Annotated in this window: 13 protein-coding genes; 4 read left to right on the top strand and 9 right to left on the bottom strand. The window is 70.5% G+C overall.

Annotated features, from left to right (window positions below):
* Positions 1-34: 34 nt before the first annotated feature.
* From rplW to rpsJ, 4 genes are read right to left on the bottom strand one after another with little or no spacing between them, the layout of a single operon-like run.
* On the bottom strand, positions 35-358 hold the full coding sequence (rplW, locus tag ABCR83_RS18020; RefSeq protein WP_462696049.1) for a 50S ribosomal protein L23: 324 nt from the start codon (positions 356-358) through the stop codon (positions 35-37).
* Positions 358-1,020 carry a 50S ribosomal protein L4 gene (gene rplD, locus ABCR83_RS18025; RefSeq protein ID WP_462696050.1) on the bottom strand — a complete coding sequence of 221 codons (663 nt, stop codon included), beginning with the start codon at positions 1,018-1,020 and terminating at the stop codon, positions 358-360. The genes rplW and rplD overlap by 1 nt, the downstream gene beginning before the upstream one ends.
* 9 nt (positions 1,021-1,029) lie before the next feature.
* Positions 1,030-1,674 (bottom strand): 50S ribosomal protein L3, encoded by a 645-nt coding sequence (rplC, locus tag ABCR83_RS18030; protein ID WP_086567349.1) that lies wholly within the window; start codon positions 1,672-1,674, stop codon positions 1,030-1,032.
* Positions 1,675-1,687: 13 nt separating this feature from the next.
* Positions 1,688-1,996 carry a 30S ribosomal protein S10 gene (rpsJ, locus tag ABCR83_RS18035; protein ID WP_003948644.1) on the bottom strand — a complete coding sequence of 103 codons (309 nt, stop codon included), beginning with the start codon at positions 1,994-1,996 and terminating at the stop codon, positions 1,688-1,690.
* A 621-nt stretch (positions 1,997-2,617) separates the two neighbouring features.
* Between rpsJ and ABCR83_RS18040 the strand changes: the two genes are divergently transcribed.
* Positions 2,618-4,756 (top strand): PIG-L family deacetylase, encoded by a 2,139-nt coding sequence (locus ABCR83_RS18040; RefSeq protein WP_462696051.1) that lies wholly within the window; start codon positions 2,618-2,620, stop codon positions 4,754-4,756.
* Between the two features lie 9 nt (positions 4,757-4,765).
* On the opposite strand, the gene ABCR83_RS18045 is transcribed toward ABCR83_RS18040, so the two are convergent.
* Positions 4,766-7,876, bottom strand: coding sequence for an SDR family NAD(P)-dependent oxidoreductase (locus ABCR83_RS18045; RefSeq protein ID WP_462696052.1), 3,111 nt, complete (start codon positions 7,874-7,876; stop codon positions 4,766-4,768).
* Positions 7,877-8,335: 459 nt separating this feature from the next.
* Between ABCR83_RS18045 and ABCR83_RS18050 the strand changes: the two genes are divergently transcribed.
* Positions 8,336-11,083, top strand: coding sequence for a helix-turn-helix transcriptional regulator (locus ABCR83_RS18050; RefSeq protein ID WP_462696053.1), 2,748 nt, complete (start codon positions 8,336-8,338; stop codon positions 11,081-11,083).
* A gap of 101 nt (positions 11,084-11,184) precedes the next feature.
* On the opposite strand, the gene tuf is transcribed toward ABCR83_RS18050, so the two are convergent.
* The 4 genes from tuf to rpsL form a co-directional block, all read right to left on the bottom strand.
* Positions 11,185-12,378, bottom strand: a complete 1,194-nt coding sequence (gene tuf, locus ABCR83_RS18055; RefSeq protein WP_462696054.1) for an elongation factor Tu — start codon at positions 12,376-12,378, stop codon at positions 11,185-11,187.
* 166 nt (positions 12,379-12,544) lie between these two features.
* On the bottom strand, positions 12,545-14,665 hold the full coding sequence (gene fusA, locus ABCR83_RS18060) for an elongation factor G (RefSeq protein WP_462696055.1): 2,121 nt from the start codon (positions 14,663-14,665) through the stop codon (positions 12,545-12,547).
* Between the two features lie 39 nt (positions 14,666-14,704).
* Positions 14,705-15,175: a 30S ribosomal protein S7 gene (gene rpsG / locus ABCR83_RS18065; RefSeq protein ID WP_004950419.1), complete on the bottom strand. Its 471-nt coding sequence runs from the start codon at positions 15,173-15,175 to the stop codon at positions 14,705-14,707.
* Between the two features lie 2 nt (positions 15,176-15,177).
* The gene (gene rpsL / locus ABCR83_RS18070) at positions 15,178-15,549 is read right to left on the bottom strand and encodes a 30S ribosomal protein S12 (protein ID WP_462696056.1); all 372 of its coding nucleotides are present in this window, start codon (positions 15,547-15,549) and stop codon (positions 15,178-15,180) included.
* Positions 15,550-16,018: 469 nt separating this feature from the next.
* Between rpsL and ABCR83_RS18075 the strand changes: the two genes are divergently transcribed.
* Positions 16,019-16,690: a hypothetical protein gene (locus ABCR83_RS18075; protein ID WP_462696057.1), complete on the top strand. Its 672-nt coding sequence runs from the start codon at positions 16,019-16,021 to the stop codon at positions 16,688-16,690.
* Between the two features lie 87 nt (positions 16,691-16,777).
* Positions 16,778-17,557, top strand: coding sequence for an SDR family NAD(P)-dependent oxidoreductase (locus ABCR83_RS18080; RefSeq protein ID WP_462696058.1), 780 nt, complete (start codon positions 16,778-16,780; stop codon positions 17,555-17,557).
* The last annotated feature ends 122 nt before the right edge of the window (positions 17,558-17,679 follow it).

Below are 17,679 nucleotides of genomic sequence, written 5' to 3' on the forward strand. Positions count from 1 at the left end.
GTCCTCGTCCGATTCCGGACGACTCGGAACTCCGTTAGGAGACCGGGCCGCCGAAGATGTCGATACGGTCGCCCTCGGCGAGGGTCACGATGGCGCGCTTGGTGTTGGCGCGCTTGCCGAAACCGGTGCGGGTGCGCTTGCGCTTGCCCTGGCGGTTGATCGTGTTGACCCCGGTGACCTTGACCGAGAAGACCGCCTCGACGGCCTGCTTGATCTGGGTCTTGTTGGCACGCGGGTCGACGATGAACGTGTACTTGTTCTCGTCCAGCAGCGCGTAGCTCTTCTCGGAGACAACCGGCTTGACCAGAAGGTCGCGCGGGTCCGAGAAGGTCTTGCTGGTGACGGCGGTCTCAGTCATCAGACCTCGCTCCCTTCGGTCTCGTCGTTGGCCTCGGGGCCGGACACGAAGGACTCGAAGGCGGCCTTGGTGAAGACCACGTCGTCGGAGACGAGCACGTCATACGTGTTCAGCTGGCCCGGCTCCAGGATGTGCACCTGGGGCAGGTTGCGGGCGGACAGCCACGCGGCCTCGTCGGACCGGTCGGCGACCAGGAGCAGGTTCTTGCGCTCCGAGATCTTGCCGAGCAGGGTCTTGGCGGCCTTGGTGGACACCGCGCCCTCGACCACGCCGGAGACGACGTGGATGCGGGAGTGGCGCGCCCGGTCGGTGAGGGCCCCGCGCAGGGCGGCGGCCTTCATCTTCTTCGGGGTCCGCTGCGAGTAGTCACGCGGCACGGGGCCGTGCACGACGCCACCACCGGCGAACTGCGGCGCGCGGGTCGAACCCTGACGGGCGCGACCGGTGCCCTTCTGGCGGTACGGCTTCTTGCCACCGCCGCGGACCTCGCCACGGGTCTTGGTCTTGTGCGTGCCCTGACGGGCAGCGGCCAGCTGCGCGACAACGACCTGGTGGATCAGCGGAACGCTGACCTTCGCGTCGAAGATCTCCGCGGGGAGCTCGACGGTCCCGGCCTTGTCGCCTGCCGGCGAAAGGATGTCAATGTTGATCGGAGTGCTCATCGGCTTACCTCAGGCCCCCTTGGCCGCGGTACGGACCAGGACGAGGCCGCCGTTCGGACCAGGAACTGCGCCCTTGATGAGCAGCAGACCCTTCTCCGCGTCAACGGCGTGGACGGTCAGGTTCTGGGTGGTGACCCGCTCGTTGCCCATGCGGCCCGCCATGCGGAGGCCCTTGAACACACGGCCCGGGGTGGCGCAGCCACCGATCGAACCGGGGGAGCGGTGCTTGCGCTGGGTGCCGTGACCGGCGCCGAGGCCCTTGAAGTTGTGACGCTTCATGACACCGGCGAAGCCCTTGCCCTTGCTCTTGCCGGTGACGTCAACCTTGACGCCCGACTCGAACACGGCAGCGGTGATCTCCTGGCCGAGCGTGTACTCGCTGGCGTCAGCGGTACGCAGCTCCACCAGGTGGCGGCGCGGGGTGACGTCGGCCTTGGCGAAGTGGCCCTTGAGGGGCTTGTTCACCTTGCGCGGGTCGATCTCGCCGAAGGCGATCTGGACCGACTCGTAGCCGTCGCTGTCGTTGGTGCGGACCTGGGTGACAACACAGGGCCCGGCCTTGACGACAGTCACCGGGACGACACGGTTGTTCTCGTCCCAGACCTGGGTCATGCCGAGCTTCTCGCCCAGGACGCCCTTAATGTTCTTAGCCATCTCGCGCGTCACCTCAGAGCTTGATCTCGATGTCGACGCCCGCCGGCAGGTCGAGGCGCATGAGCGAGTCAACCGTCTTCGGGGTGGGGTCGAGGATGTCGATGAGGCGCTTGTGTGTGCGCATCTCGAAGTGCTCGCGCGAGTCCTTGTACTTGTGCGGCGACTTGATGACGCAGTACACGTTCTTCTCAGTGGGCAGCGGCACCGGGCCCGCGACCGACGCACCAGTGCGGGTCACCGTCTCGACGATCTTCTTCGCCGAGGAGTCGATGACCTCGTGGTCGTAGGCCTTGAGCCGGATGCGGATCTTCTGTCCCGCCATGGCTACTCAGTAGTCCTGTCTCTCGTAACGCTCTGGGACTCGGCGAGCTGCGCTGCAGCGCTGCCCCTCCCCGCTCCACCTCCGACCCACGCGGTCGGGCGTGTCGCGCCCCTTCCAGCAGCTCTCCCCGAAGGAAGATCCCTGCTCAAGGGGTTTGTGGGGGAAAGACACCCACCGAGTGCCTGGTCGGTACCCCGCTGACACTTCCCGGAAGATTCCCGTACTTCCGCCCCTCATCAGGGGCGACGAGTACTGCGGGACTCGCTTCCAGTCCTCCCGGCGGGAGGCGCGCAGCATCGGCACTCAACCGAGCAACCTGAACAGTGTGCCATACGGGCCCGAAGAGGCGCCAATCGCAGCCGAAGAAGGTACAACGACCAGCCCAGATGTCAAACCGCCCGGTCGATATTCAGGACACCGGGGGGCATTTCCGATTCGCCCGCCCCTATGAGGTCGTTCGACCCGCCCGCCAGGCTTTATGGCCTCTTGGGCAACCCGCCCGCCCGCATCTCCGTCCCTTCACACGCCGGAGGAGGGACATGACGAACACGGTCATGTTCCTTCACACGCTGGGGGGAGGCACGGCAGGATTGCGCGCTGCACAACGGACGGAGTCAGAGCTTGTTGGAGACCTCACGGCGCCGCACCCTCGCGCCCGGGAACAACCGCCTCGGCAGCGTCTCCCGCCGCACGGTGCTGGCAGGCATTGCCGCCGGTACCGCGCTGGCCGCGGCGGGCTGCAGCGACGGCGGCGCGGACAAGACCGCGCCTGCGCCCGTACGGGCCGTGGACCCCGCCTCCACCGAATCCTTCGGCCGGTCCGGCGCCCCGCTGCTGCTGCAGGTGATGGCGCACCCCGATGACGATCTGTTCTTCATGAACCCCGACGCCGGGCACCTGGTGCAGGCGGGCGTGCCCGTCGTCTCCGTCTATGTGACGGCCGGCGAGGCCGTCGGGCAGAACTGGATCAAGGGGATGCCCAAGGAGAAGCCGGACAAGGCCAAGTACTCCTCGGCCCGCCACCAGGGGCTGCGCCAGGCCTACGCCGAGATGATCGGCAAGGACAGGTTCACCGGCTGGCGCAAGTCCGTACTGGATCTCCCCGGAGGAGTGAAGGCGGAGACCAACGAGCTGACCAACGGCAACCGCAAGGTCCGGCTGATCTTCCTCAACATCGCCATGCTGTCCGCCGACGAGACCCGGCTGCCGGAGCTGTGGGACGAGCCGGACACCGAGATGCAGAGCCTGATCGCCACCGGCTCGCCCTGCACCGCCAAGAGCACCTACCGGCACAGCACGCTGGTGGACGTGCTGGCCGGGATCATGGACCGGTACAAGCCGTCCGTGGTGCACACCATGGACCCGGACCCCGACTTCCAGGTGCACGACGCCACGCACCCCAAGGACAACGACTACGGGGCCTGCTCGGACCACCGCGACCACACCCCGACCGCGCTCTTCACCTGGAAGGCGATGTCCCAGTGGGTGGCCGACACCACCAAGCGAGACGGGCACCCGCCGCGCTTCGTCACCACCTCCTTCCGCGGCTACTACAACCAGCGCTGGCCGCACAACCTGCCGACGGAGATCGTCGAGCAGAAGCACCGGCTGGTGGCGGCGTACGGCGGCGACCCGCACTGGAGCTGCGGCAACGACGCGGGCTGCGGTGACTACGGACAGGGCGGCGACCGCCCGATGAAGAACCGCAAGGGCTGGATCCGCTCCACCCACTACCGCTATCCCGGCGCCACGCCCGCCGTCGACACCGACAAGGACGGCCGCCTGGAGGCCTTCGGCGTGCTGGGCCTGCACGCGGTGCGCTGGCAGGAGTCCTCCCCCGGCAGCGGCCGCTTCGGCGACCCGCAGAACCTGGGCGGCGGCCCGTTCGCGCCCGCCCTCGCGGCGGTCCGGGACTCCGCCGGGCGCCGCCTGGTGTTCGCCCTGCGCTTCTCCGCCCTCAAGGGCGAGGGCCGCGCCAACACCCGCGAGCTCGTGGTCCTCGAACAGCACTCGCCCGGCGGCCCGTTCAAGGCCTGGAAGCGACTGGGCAGCCCCGAGCACAAGCCCGACCGGGGCCGCCGGGTGGGCGTACCGGCCGCCGTCGCCACCCCCGACGGGCGCGTCCACCTGTTCGTCCGCAACGCGGGCAAGGGCGTCTCCAGCCGGGTGCGCGAACCCGACGGCAGCTGGGGCAAGTGGCAGAGCCTGCACGGCCAGGAGCTCCAGGAGGGGCTGACCGCCGTCCTCGACAAGGACCACCGGGTGCATGTCTTCGGCATCGGCCGGGACACCGTCCACCACTGGACCCAGGACGCGCCCGGCAAGCCGGTCCGCTTCCAGCCGCTGAACGGGCTGCCGCAGCCCGGCGGCGATCCGGTCGGCGCCGCCCTCGGCCCGGACGGGGCGCTGACCGTCGTCTACCGCAAGGCCGCCGCCAGGGAGCCGGTCGGCTACCGGCTGACCGGCGGCGCCGGCACCGAACAGCTGGACGACTCCGCACTGCGCCACCTGCCGGGCTACGGCCGGCTGGCCGCGCAGCCGCTGCCGGCCCGCGGCGGCAAGGACTCGCTGATGGTGTTCAGCCGCGCGCTGGACGGCGGGGCGCAGGTCATAGAGGCGACGGCGCCCGATGCCGAGCCACGGCGCGCCACCGGGCGCCCGGTGCCGGTGGGCACCGCCGCGCTGCACGTCGACTCGGGTCACCGGCTGTGCGTGGTAGGGCTGGCGCCGGACGCGACGCCCTGGGTGTGGCGGGCCTGAGGCGCAGCCTCAGGCCGCCTCGCCCGTCCACAGCTCCCGGACGTACCCCCCGTCCGCCCGGACCGCCGCCTCGACCGGCTCGGTCTCGTCCCGCAGGACGCCCAGCACCGCGCACAGCCGGGCCCTGGCCGGCTCGTCCAGCACCCGCGGCAGCCGGACGATCCCGCCCCAGCGGCCCGCGGCGGTCGGCCCGACGGCCGGTTCGGTCTCCCGCCGGACCGCCTCGGTCCGGGAGACGGCGCTCCCGGTGACGCACCACAGCGGAGCCCGCACCCCGGCCTCCGCCAGCGCGTCCAGGGCCACCCGGACGCCCTTGCCCTGGCCGGTGGGCGGGAGGCACCACAGGACGCCCGTCACCGCTCCCCCGCGCCCGCCCAGCGTCTCGCCGACGCTCCGGGCAACGGCCGCCCGGTCGGTGCCGGACTCCAGGACCAGCGGCACCACATCGGCGCCGTGCCGCAGCAGCGCACCGGGGACGGAGTCGGCCGGCTCGGCGTCGCCCTCCGGCAGGACCACCAGCCAGGTGCCGGTCAGGCCGGTCGCCCCGCAGTCCTCGACCGGGGTCCAGCCGTCCCGGCGCCGCGCCTCGGGCGCCCGGTGCGGGGAGTCGGCCAGCCCCAGCCGGGCCAGCAGCCGCTCCTCGGCGGGCATGACCAGCACCTGGGTGCGGTCCCCGGCCAGCACCCGCAGCACGGTCTCGAGGCCCTCCCGGGGCTGGATGGGGCGGAAGCCCTGGCGGCTGAGCTTCTCGCGCCACGGGCCGCCGGCGACGGCGCCCACCGTGCCCCAGGCGCCCCAGTCGACGACCCGTACCGGGAACGGCAGCCGCTGGTCGAGGGCCTGTGCATAGGCGTCCTGGAAGGTGGAGCCGGCGGCATAGCCGGCCATTCCGGGGTCGCCCAGGAAGGACTGCGCCGAGGAGAAGAACAGCAGGAAGTCCAGCGGCTCATGGCGGAAGACCTCGGTGACCGCCACGCTGACCCGCGCCTTGGCCAGCAGCTCGTCGCGCAGCGCGGCCTCGTCCTGGAAGCGGATCAGCCCGCCGGAGTGGGACAGCGCGGAGTGGATCACGCCGTGCACCCGGCCGAAGGTGTGGTGGATCCGGTCCAGGGCCTCGTGCAGGGACCCTACGTCGGAGCCGTCGGCCCGGAAGTAGCGCAGCCGGGAGCCGGTGGGGTCGGCCTCGGCGATCCGCCGCCGGAGCCGTTCGTCCAGCGGTGACCGGCCGATCAGGGCCACCCGGGCACCGTGGTCGCGGGCCAGAGAGCGGGCCGTCTCCAGCCCGATGCCGCCCGCGCCGCCGATGATGGCGTAGGTGCCGCCGGTGCGGATGACGCCCGGGCCGGCCGCGGGCAGGATGACCGGCTGGAGCCACTGCCGGTGGCGGACGCCGCCATGGTGGGCGATGCGCGCTCCGCGCTCCGCCGGTTCGGCCGCGACCAGGGCGGCCAGCTCCCGCCACCGCCTGCTGTCCGGACCGGGCAGCAGACCGCCGAGGCCGAGGTCGATCACGGGGGCGCTCCAGCGCCGGTGCTCGTTCTCCAGCACCCGGGCCAGGCCGTCCAGGGCCGCCGCATAGGGGCTGATGACCGGGGAGCCCGGGACGGCGGCGACATCATTGGTGACGATCTTCCAGTCCAGCGGACGGGTGCCCGCCAGCGGGATGGCGAGGTGCTTGGCGACCCGGAACAGCGCCCGGACGCCCGTCTCCTCGGCCTGGTCCAGCGCGGCCACCCCGTCGCGGCCGCCGGGGCGAAGTCCGCCGGGGCGAAGGCCGCCGAGGAAGTACACGGTGCGCGGCGGCTGCGGGAAGTCGGCGCGCAGCGCGGCCGGGCCGTGGGTCGCCGAGGCGGCCAGTTCCCAGCAGCCCTCCGCCGACCGCCGGGTGTAGGTGCCCAGTTCGGCCCGTACCACGTGCTCCCCGGTGTGGTGCGCGGCCAGTGCCTCGGCCAGTGGCCGCCCCTGTGGGGTGTGCAGGATCAGCACCGGGCCCGGGGTGGTGGCACCGGCGTCGCCGGATGCCACGGCCGGCACCCAGCTGCTGGTGTACATGAAGTCCGTGATCGGCACCCTGTCCTCCGTTGTGACCGCTGTAGTACTGCGGACGCCCAGGGCGCCCAAGTCAGGGTAAGGTCCGGCATGTTGACGTTTCCTTGACGCCCGCTCAACGGGCCTCGGGGCGAGCCGGGAGACCACCGCCGCGGCCGTGCCCGGCTCCGTCGCGGGGCCCCGCCGCCGGCCCGGGGAGCCGGCCGGCCGGCGGCCGAGCAGTTCCGAGGAGTGCATCCACCGGAGCGCCAGCCCCTCGAGGCGGGCGGCCGGGCGGCCGTCCGGTCCGTACAGCCCGGCGTCCACCCGGGGCAGGCCGTCCTCGGTGGTGTCGCGCGGCCGCAGATCGGCCAGGCCGTCGGCGCCCAGGGCGGCATAGGCGTGGAAGGCGGCGATCCGGACCGGGACCAGCGCGCGGCACGCCTGCTCCCCGGCGGGGTCCGAGGGGGCCAGCAACGCACTCTGCACGACCAGCGCATCCAGCATCGCCGGGTGGAAGAGGAAGCCCTCCCGGCCCTCCCGGGCCTCGGTGCTCAGTGCGAGCTCGGCGAGCAGTCCGCCGTCGCGGTGGTGCACGGTCCCCCGGCAGGTCATAAAGGGCAGCCGGTGGATTCCGGCGGCCCGGCCCAGGGCGTAGCCGCGCTCGGCGTCCTCGCTCCGGGCCGCCGTGCGGCGTAGCTCGTCGGCCCGCAGCGGGGCGGCGGGGAACGCGAAGCCGAGGTGCAGCTCGGCCGTCATATGCCCGGTCCAGTCGGCTCGTTCGTCGTCCGCGTACCAGTCGTGGTGGACGGGGCGGCTACGGGCGCCGGCCCGGTAGTGGCCGTCGCGCCACTCCAGGGCGATCTCGATCTCGCGGTCGAACTCCTCGGTGATCACCACGGGTTGGGCGAAGCGGACGTCGCGCAGCTCGGTGCGGTCGAGGGCGAAGCCCTCGGCGCCCAGCAGCCGGTACAGCAGGTCGAGGAAGGCCAGCGCGGGCAGGGTGCGCACGCCGTGCACCCGGTGGTCGTCGACGAGCGGGTCGGTGCTGCTCAGGATCGTGCGGTAGCGGAATGCCTGATGCCGGTCCACTGGAGGTCTCTCCGACGGTGCGCCCGGCTGACGGCCGGTGGCTAAGAACGGTGACTGCGGGCGTGCAAAGCGCGGCCGCGCCAAAGGACGCGTGGGGCACGGTCCGCGAAGTCGGCCAGTTGCCAAGAAGAGCCCCCCGATGACCCGTCGCCGGGCGAGTCGGCCGCCGGGGCAGCTGCCCGTCTGCTCGCCCTTTTGCCGTGTTGTCCTGCCTTGTTGCCCACTCTTGCTGCATTCGACCAGAAGTAAGAGAGCCGCTGAAACCCCTATTCATCGGGTTCATAGGGGCTTCTCTAGGGGATCACCATGATCCGGGCGGCAGTTCGCCGCTGATATCCATCACCGTCTTCGCTGGTCGGGCTTGCTATCGTGCAGGTCGATCGCTTGCAGGAAGCTGGAACTCCGGTTCGGAGTCAGGCTCGGCCCGGAGGCCGCCTCACAGGGGGAAGGGGCGCTCACATGCTCGTCGACCGCGACCGGGAACTCGCCCGGCTGTCCGAGATGCTCCGTCAATGCCCGACGGGCACCGGCGGCTTCGCGGTGATCCGCGGCGGTACGGCCATCGGCAAGACCGAACTGCTGCACGCGCTCGGCGACCACGCCGCCGGCCAGGGCTTCCGGGTGCTGCGCGCCATCGGCAGCCCGGCCGAACGGTCCTTCCCCTACGCCCTGGTGGAACAGCTCTTCCCCGACGCGGCGGACATCACCGGCCCGGCCCCCGCCGAGGACACCGCCGTCCCGCCGCGCACCCTGCGGCACATCCACCGGTCGGCGCTGGCACTGGCCGCCGAACGCCCCCTGCTGCTGTGCGTCGACGACCTCCAGCACGCCGACCCCGCGTCCCTGCAGTGCCTGCTCTATCTGATCTGGCGGCTGCGCACCGCGCCCATCGCCCTGGTGGTCACCGAGAGCCCGCACGGCGAAGCCGACCGCACCCTCTTCGGCGAACTCCAGTACCAGCCAGGGATATGCCGCATCGACCTCGCCCCGCTGAGCGCCGCCGGGGTCACCGAGCTGGTCGCCGCCGAGCTGGGCGCGGACGCCGCCGAGCGGCTGGCCGGACGGTTCCATGCGGTGAGCGGCGGCAACCCGCTGCTGCTGAAGGCCCTGCTGAACGACGCCGACGACGGCCGCCCACAGCCCACCGCTCCGCCGGAGCTCGTCATCGCCGGAGCCTTCCAGGCCGCCGCGCGGGCCTGTGTGCACCGCGGCGGCAGCGACACCGTCGCCGTGGCCCAGGGCCTCGCCGTGCTGGGCGACGTCAGCGGGATGGCGGCCAGGAGCACGCTCTGCGTGCTGACCGGAGTCAGCTGCCGGACGGCCGACCACGCGCTGCAGGCGCTCGCCGCCTCGGCGCTGCTGGAGGGCGGACGGTTCCGGCACGACGCGCTGCGGAGCGCCCTGCTGGCCGACCTCTCCACCGCCGAGCACACCGAACTCCGGGCCAGGGCGGCCCGGTTGCTCCAGACCCAGGGCGCCCCGCCCACCGCCGTCGCCGAACAGCTGCTGGCCGGCGGCCCCTTGGGCGAGAGCTGGGAGGCGCCACTGCTGCGGGCCGCCGCCGAGGCCCACCTGGCGGCCGGCGAGGTCGCCCGGGCGGGCCGCTGCCTGCGCCTGGCAGTGGTCTGCGCCGACGACTCCCCGCAGGGCCTCGCCGACCGGATGGCCACCGCCGCACTCGCCTGGCGGCTCGACCCCAAGGGGGTCATCCCCCAGCTCCGTGCGCTCACCGAGCAGGCACAGGCCGGACTGCTGCCGCCGCACACCGTGCTCCCGCTGGTCGAAGGCCTGCTGTGGCACGGCCTGGAGGAGGAGGCGGCAGCCGCCTCCCAAGGGCTGCCCCGGGACGGATACGACGCGCCGCTCTCCGGCTCGCTGTCCGTCACCCACCTCAAGCTGGCCGCCACCTACCCCGGCGTCCTGCCCAAGCTGAGCGAGCCGCTGAGCCGGCCGCGTCCGGGCGGGCCCCGGCAGCGGCAGCTCCCCGCCCGGGAGTCCCCCGACCTGGTCGCCGCGCGCGCCGTGTACACGGCGCTGACCGGCGGCGACCACAACGAGGTCATGGCCGGGGCCGAGCGGGTCCTGCAGTCCACCCGGCTCGGCCAGCACAGCCTGGAACCGCTGATCGCCGCGGTGCACTCGCTGCTCTACATCGACCGGCTGGGCGCCGCCGACAGCTGGTGCGACCGGCTGCTGGCCCGGGCGGCCAAACAGCACGCCCCCGTCTGGGACGCCCTGCTGCACCTGACCAAAGCCCTGATAGCGCTCCGCAAGGGCAGCCTGCCCGCCGCCCTCGAGCACGGCCAACGGGCCCTTGAGCTGGTGCCCGGAGAAGGCTGGGGGGTGGGCATCGCCCTCCCGCTGGCCGTGCTCATCGAGACCCATACGGCCCGGGGCGAGCAGGAGCGGGCCGCGGAACTCCTGGACCTGCCGGTCCCGCCGGCCGCCTTCCACACCACCTTCGGCATCCACTACCAGCACGCCCGCGGAGTGCACAACCTGGCCAACGGCCAGTACCAGGCGGCGCTGTCCTGCTTCCTCGCCTGCGGCGAAAGCCTGCAGGCCTGGGGGCTGGACTCGCCCGGCCTGGTGCCCTGGCGCACCGGCGCCGCCGAGGCCTGGATCCGCCTGGACAAGCCCGCGAACGCCACCCGGCTGCTGAACGAGCAGCTCTCCCACCCCGGCTACCGGCAGCCCCGCGCCCTCGGCGCCGCCCTGCGCGTACTGGCCGCCACCCGCTCCCCCGCCCAGCGCCCGATCCTGCTCGGCCGGGCCGTGGAAATGCTGCAGGCGGGCGGTGACCGTTACACCATGGCGCGCACGCTGGCCGAGCTCAGCCAGGTCCAGCTGCGGCTGGGCAACGGCCGCGAGGCCCGGCAGCTCTCCCTGCGGGCCTGGCGGACGGCCGAGGAGTGCGGCGCCGAGGAGCTGCAGCGCTCGCTGCTCCCCGCCGCGACCCGCCCGCCGGGTCCCGGCCACCTCAAGCCGCCGGCCCGGAGCGGCGGCACGCATCCGCTCACCGACGCCGAGCACCGGGTCGCCGCCCTGGCCGCCCAGGGGTACACCAACCGGGAGGTGGCGGCCAAGCTGTCGATCACCGTGAGCACCGTGGAGCAGCACCTCACCCGGGTCTACCGCAAGTTCCGCATCAAGCACCGCCGCCAGCTGGCCGCAAGCCTGGGCTTCGAGACGGCGGAGCCCGCATAGACGGCAAAAGAGCGGGCCCGCACATCCGAGGATGTACGGGCCCGCTCTGCGATCCGTCAGCAACCCCGGCGCCCTCCCCGAGGAGAGAGCACCGGCGGACGTTACTTGTTGATCTTGGTGACCTGACCGGCGCCGACGGTGCGGCCGCCCTCACGGATGGTGAAGCGCAGGCCCTCCTCCATCGCGACGGGCTGGATCAGGGAGACGGACATCTCGGCGTTGTCGCCGGGCATGACCATCTCCGTGCCCTCCTTGAGGGTCACCACACCGGTCACGTCAGTCGTACGGAAGTAGAACTGCGGACGGTAGTTGTTGAAGAACGGGGTGTGGCGGCCGCCCTCGTCCTTGGAGAGGATGTACGCCGTGGCCTCGAACTCGGTGTGCGGGGTGACCGAACCCGGCTTGATGATGCACTGGCCGCGCTCGACGTCCTCGCGCTTGATGCCGCGGAGCAGCAGACCGACGTTCTCACCGGCCTGGCCCTCGTCGAGCAGCTTGCGGAACATCTCGATGCCGGTGACCGTGGTGGTGGTCTTCTCGGTCTTGATGCCGATGATGTCCACGGTCTCGTTGACCTTCAGGACACCGCGCTCGATACGGCCGGTGACGACCGTACCGCGACCGGTGATCGTGAAGACGTCCTCGATCGGCATCAGGAACGGCTTGTCGACGTCACGCTCGGGCTGCGGGATCGACTCGTCGACGGCGTTCATGAGGTTCATGACCGACTGGCCCCACTCGGCGTCGCCCTCGAGCGCCTTCAGCGCCGAGACCTTGACGACCGGAGCGTTGTCACCGTCGAACTCGTACTCGTTGAGGAGCTCACGGACCTCGAGCTCGACGAGCTCCATGATCTCCTCGTCGTCCACCATGTCGGCCTTGTTCAGGGCGACAACGATGTACGGAACGCCGGACTGGCGGGCCAGGAGCACGTGCTCCTTGGTCTGCGGCATCGGACCATCGGTCGCGGCGACCACGAGGATCGCGCCGTCCATCTGGGCGGCACCGGTGATCATGTTCTTGATGTAGTCCGCGTGACCAGGGCAGTCAACGTGCGCGTAGTGACGCGACTCGGTCTGGTACTCGACGTGCGCGATCGAGATGGTGATACCGCGCTGCCGCTCCTCCGGCGCCTTGTCGATCTGGTCGAACGGCGTGAAGGGGTTGAGCTCCGGGTGCGCGTCGTGCAGCACCTTGGTGATCGCCGCGGTAAGGGTCGTCTTACCGTGGTCGACGTGACCGATGGTGCCGATGTTGACGTGCGGCTTAGTCCGCTCGAACTTCGCCTTCGCCACTGGGGTCCTCCTGTGGAGTGGTTCTGTACGCCTTACTTCATCGGCGCCAGGTGATCTTCTGGGGTGCCGTCCGCCGGGGCAACCACCGTGCGAAATGCGGTGGTATGCCCCGACAGCCGGTGTCAAGCCTAAAGCGTCTGCTCCGTCTGTGGAGACGGGAGCCGAATTACTCGCCCTTGGCCTTCGCGATGATCTCCTCGGCGACGTTCCGCGGAACCTCGGCGTAGGAGTCGAACTGCATCGAGTAGCTTGCGCGACCCGAGGTCTTGCTGCGGAGGTCTCCGACGTAGCCGAACATCTCCGACAGCGGAACCAGGCCCTTGACGACCTTGGCGCCGCTGCGGTCTTCCATGGACTGGATCTGACCACGGCGGGAGTTGATGTCGCCGATCACGTCGCCCATGTAGTCCTCGGGGGTGGTGACCTCGACGGACATCATCGGCTCGAGCAGAGCCGGCGACGCCTTGCGGGCACCCTCCTTGAACGCCATGGAACCGGCGATCTTGAACGCGAGCTCGGAGGAGTCGACATCGTGGTAGGCACCGTCGAGCAGCGTGATCTTCACGCCGGTCAGCGGGTAGCCCGCCAGCACACCGAACTCCATGGCCTCCTGGCAGCCCGCGTCCACGGACGGGATGTACTCCCGCGGGATGCGGCCACCGGTGACCTTGTTCTCGAACTCGTAGCCGTCGCCCTCGAGGGGCTCCATCGCGATCTGCACCTTCGCGAACTGGCCGGAACCACCAGTCTGCTTCTTGTGCGTGTAGTCGATCCGCTCGACGGCCTTGCGGATCGTCTCGCGGTACGCGACCTGCGGCTTGCCGACGTTGGCCTCGACCCGGAACTCACGCTTCATACGGTCGACCAGCACATCGAGGTGCAGCTCGCCCATACCCGCGATGATGGTCTGGCCCGTCTCCTCGTCCGTGTGGACCTGGAAGGACGGGTCCTCCTCGGCGAGACGCTGGATCGCGACGCCGAGCTTCTCCTGGTCGCCCTTCGACTTGGGCTCGATGGCGACCTGGATGACCGGGGCCGGGAAGTCCATCGACTCCAGGATCACCGGGTTCGCGGAGTCGCAGAGGGTCTCACCGGTGGTGGTCTGCTTCAGACCCATGACGGCGACGATGTCACCGGCACCCACCGACTCGATCTCCTCACGCTTGTTCGCGTGCATCCGGTAGATCTTGCCGATGCGCTCCTTCTTGCCCTTCACGGAGTTCTGCACCTGGGTGCCGGTCTCCATGCGGCCCGAGTAGACCCGGACGAAGGTGAGCTTGCCGAGGTGCGGGTCGCTCATGATCTTGAAGGCAAGACCGGAGAACGGCTCGTCCACGGAGGGCTTGCGCTTGACGACCTCGTCCGGGTCGTTCACCGCGTGGCCCTCGATGGCCTCGATGTCCAGCGGGGAGGGCAGGTAGCGCACGACGGCGTCGAGCAGCGGCTGCACACCCTTGTTCTTGAACGCGGTGCCGCAGAACACCGGGGTGACGGTGGTGTCGCCGCCCTTGCCGGAGCTGATGGTGATGCGGCGGATGGCCGCGTACAGCTGCTCCTCGGTGGGCTCCTGGCCCTCGAGGAAGAGCTCCATCATCTCTTCGTCGTTCTCGGCGACGGCCTCGAGCAGCTTGCCGCGCCACTCCTCGGCAGCCTCGGTGTGGGTGGCCGGGATGTCGACGACGTCGTACATCTCGCCCTTGGCGGCCTCGGCGGACCAGACCAGCGCCTTCATACGGACGAGGTCGACCACGCCCTTGAAGTCGGCCTCGGCGCCGATCGGCAGCTGCATCACGATCGGGGTCGCGCCCAGGCGGTCCACGATCATGTCGACGCAGCGGTGGAACTCGGCACCGGTGCGGTCCAGCTTGTTGACGAAGCAGATGCGCGGCACGCCGTAACGGTCGGCCTGCCGCCACACCGTCTCGGACTGCGGCTCGACACCGGCGACGCCGTCGAACACGGTCACGGCACCGTCGAGCACCCGCAGCGAACGCTCCACCTCGACGGTGAAGTCGACGTGGCCCGGGGTGTCGATGATGTTGATCGTGTGATCGACGTCCTCAAGCGGCCAGTGGCAGGTCGTCGCGGCGGACGTGATGGTGATGCCGCGCTCCTGCTCCTGCTCCATCCAGTCCATCGTGGCAGCGCCGTCGTGGACCTCACCGATCTTGTACGAAACACCGGTGTAGAACAGGATCCGCTCGGTGGTGGTCGTCTTGCCCGCGTCGATGTGGGCCATGATCCCGATGTTGCGGACCTTGGCCAGGTCAAGCGAAGTGGTGGCCATATGGCTCAGTCTTCTCTCGGTTCTCGATGGGGGTTGCGACTACCAGCGGTAGTGCGCGAAGGCCTTGTTGGACTCGGCCATCTTGTGCGTGTCCTCGCGCTTCTTCACGGAAGCGCCGAGACCGTTGGAGGCGTCCAGCAGCTCGTTCATGAGGCGCTCGGTCATGGTCTTCTCGCGACGGGCGCGGGAGTAGCCGACCAGCCAGCGCAGCGCCAGGGTGGAGGCGCGGCCCGGACGGACCTCGACCGGCACCTGGTAGGTGGCGCCACCGACGCGGCGGGACTTGACCTCGAGGGCGGGCTTGACGTTCTCAAGCGCACGCTTCAGCGTGATGACCGGGTCGTTGCCGGTCTTCTCGCGCAGACCCTCCATGGCGCCGTACACGATGCGCTCGGCGGTGGAGCGCTTGCCGTGCAGCAGGATCTTGTTGATCAGGGACGTGACCAGAGGAGAGCCGTAGACCGGGTCGATGATGACCGGGCGCTTCGGGGCGGGGCCCTTACGAGGCATTCTTACTTCTCCTTCTTGGCGCCGTAGCGGCTGCGAGCCTGCTTGCGGTTCTTGACGCCCTGGGTGTCGAGCGCGCCACGGATGATCTTGTAGCGAACGCCCGGCAGGTCCTTCACACGACCGCCACGCACGAGCACGATGGAGTGCTCCTGCAGGTTGTGGCCCTCACCCGGAATGTAAGCGGTGACCTCGATGCCGCTGGTCAGACGCACACGCGCGACCTTACGGAGTGCCGAGTTCGGCTTCTTCGGGGTGGTCGTGAAAACACGCGTGCAAACGCCGCGGCGCTGGGGCGAGTTCTCCAGTGCGGGCGTCTTGTTCTTCTCGACCTTGTCCTGCCGGCCCTTCCGGACCAGCTGCTGGATCGTAGGCACCGTTTCTCCGGTTTCTGTGTGCCGATCACGATAAAACTAACCTGGGAACGACACCGACCCACGCGGTCGGGTGTGTCGAAGACTGCAGACCTCCGCCGATGGCGGATTGGTGCAGATTTCGGCGTCTCCGAACCGTTGGAAACCGTTCGGTTCTGGCGCTCTCATACGGTTTGAAGGCACGCACGAGAGCCCAGGGACACCCCAGGCACAAGGTCAGAGCGTACCTACCGCATGGGCTGCGGTCAAAACAAATGCACACGCGGAGGACGCCCTGATGTGGGGCATTTGTCGTAGATCAAGGACCTGCCCCCAGCGTACGCAGCCACGACGCCCGCGCCACCGGACGGCCGAGCGCCCCCCCTCCACCCCCTCAGTCCGTCAGGTCAGCCCGTCAGACCATCACACACTCGAACATAGGATCGCTCCCGGGCGGGGCGGACAAAGCCCCCAAGGACAACGGAGTGGCCATATGTGGGGGCGGCGCAGGAACGAGGACCAACTGCTGGTCGAGGCCCGGGAGGTGCTCATCGGCGCGCTGGAGACGGCGGCCGAGGCGCAGCGGCTGGTGGAGGAGGCGCGCGGCCGGTTCGAGCAGTCCATGGAGCAGATCCGGACCCTGCTCGGCCACGGCGACGGGCTGCCGGTGGACACCGTACGGGCCCAGCTCGCCGAGGCCGTGCCGCTCCTGGAGTCCTGCGACAACGCCCGGGCCGACTACCAGGAAGCACGCAACAACTGGCACCACCCGGGCGATGCCGGCTTCGAGACGCTCAACCACGCCGTGGAACTGTTCACCGCCCACAGCAACGGCTCGGTGGGGCTGGTGGAGAACCTGGACAGCCTGACCGCCAGCATGCACGGCCTCCGGGACAAGCTCCTCTCCCTGCGCGACAAGATCGCCCCGATCCGCGAACGCGCCCACACCGCCCTGACCGCGGCCCGCTCCGAACTCACCTGGGCAGGCCCCTCCGCACAAGGCAGGTTCACCCTGGAGGCACAGCTCAACGCCGCCGAGGACCGCCTCCGCGCCCTGGACGCGGGCCGCGTCGAGGTGGACCCCAACCGCAAGATCACCGACTGGTACCGCGACGTCGAAACCCAGATCGCCCAGGTCCGGGACCGGCTGCTCAGCCCGCGCTGACGGCCCGCCTCGGCCCCGGGGCAGGCCCAGCCACCAGGCCACCCGGCCCCCACCACCCCCGGTCGCACCACCACCTAAAGTGCGGCCATGACCTCGCAGGCGTACCTCTCCGAACTCTTCTCCCTGAACGGCCGCGTCGCCATCATCACCGGCGGCAGCTCCGGCATCGGCCGGGCCATCACCGAGGCCCTGGCCCGCGCCGGAGCGAAGGTCGTGGTCGTGGCCCGCAGGGAGGCGGAACTCACCGCCGTGGTCGACCAGTTGACCGCCGAGGGCTGCCACACGGCCTGGGTCAGCGCCGACCTGAGCACCCGCGAGGGCGTACGCACCGCGGCGGAGGAGGCCGTCAAGCCCTTCGGCGAACCCGACATCCTCGTCAACTCCGCCGGAATCAACCTGCGCCCGCCGATGAACGACCTCACCGAGGAGGTCTGGGACGCCACCATGGCGGTCAACCTCGACGCCCCCTACCTCCTCGGCCAGCGCTTCGGCCCCGGCATGGCCGAACGGGGCTTCGGCCGCATCATCCACATCACCTCCCAGCAGGCACACCGCGCCTTCGTCCAGAGCGGCGCCTACGGCGTCTCCAAGGGCGCCCTGGAGTCCCTGGCCCGCTCCCAGGCCGAGGCTTGGTCGCCACATGGCGTCACCTGCAACACCCTGGTCCCGGGCTTCGTCATGACCCCTCTCAACCGGCGCCTGTCCACCGACCCCGACAAGGTGGCCGCCCTGGCCGCCCGCACCCTCACCGGCCGCAACGGCCTGGCCGAGGACTTCGCGGGCGCGGCAATCTTCCTGGCCGGCGGCGCCTCCGGGTACATCACCGGCCAGGCGATCTTCGTCGACGGCGGCCTCTCGGTCCACTGAGCGGTGGGCGCTGGGCGTGCAGCGCTGACGGCTGGCCGTGCACCACTGGCCGTCAGAGCAGATGCGGAGTGTTTCTGCACCGCTTCGCGGTTTGGGGGGGGAGGGCAGGAGGGGCTGCGCCC

Source organism: Streptomyces xingningensis (genome assembly GCF_054957865.1).

Bases quoted from the DNA above. Each gene is read 5' to 3' on its own strand.
- ABCR83_RS18050 (WP_462696053.1), top strand. From the start codon at position 8,336: ATGCTCGTCGACCGCGACCGGGAACTCGCCCGGCTGTCCGAGATGCTC.
- rpsJ (WP_003948644.1), bottom strand. From the start codon at position 1,996: ATGGCGGGACAGAAGATCCGCATCCGGCTCAAGGCCTACGACCACGAG.
- ABCR83_RS18080 (WP_462696058.1), top strand. From the start codon at position 16,778: ATGACCTCGCAGGCGTACCTCTCCGAACTCTTCTCCCTGAACGGCCGC.
- rpsG (WP_004950419.1), bottom strand. From the start codon at position 15,175: ATGCCTCGTAAGGGCCCCGCCCCGAAGCGCCCGGTCATCATCGACCCG.
- rplD (WP_462696050.1), bottom strand. From the start codon at position 1,020: ATGAGCACTCCGATCAACATTGACATCCTTTCGCCGGCAGGCGACAAG.
- fusA (WP_462696055.1), bottom strand. From the start codon at position 14,665: ATGGCCACCACTTCGCTTGACCTGGCCAAGGTCCGCAACATCGGGATC.
- ABCR83_RS18075 (WP_462696057.1), top strand. From the start codon at position 16,019: ATGTGGGGGCGGCGCAGGAACGAGGACCAACTGCTGGTCGAGGCCCGG.
- rplW (WP_462696049.1), bottom strand. From the start codon at position 358: ATGACTGAGACCGCCGTCACCAGCAAGACCTTCTCGGACCCGCGCGAC.
- rplC (WP_086567349.1), bottom strand. From the start codon at position 1,674: ATGGCTAAGAACATTAAGGGCGTCCTGGGCGAGAAGCTCGGCATGACC.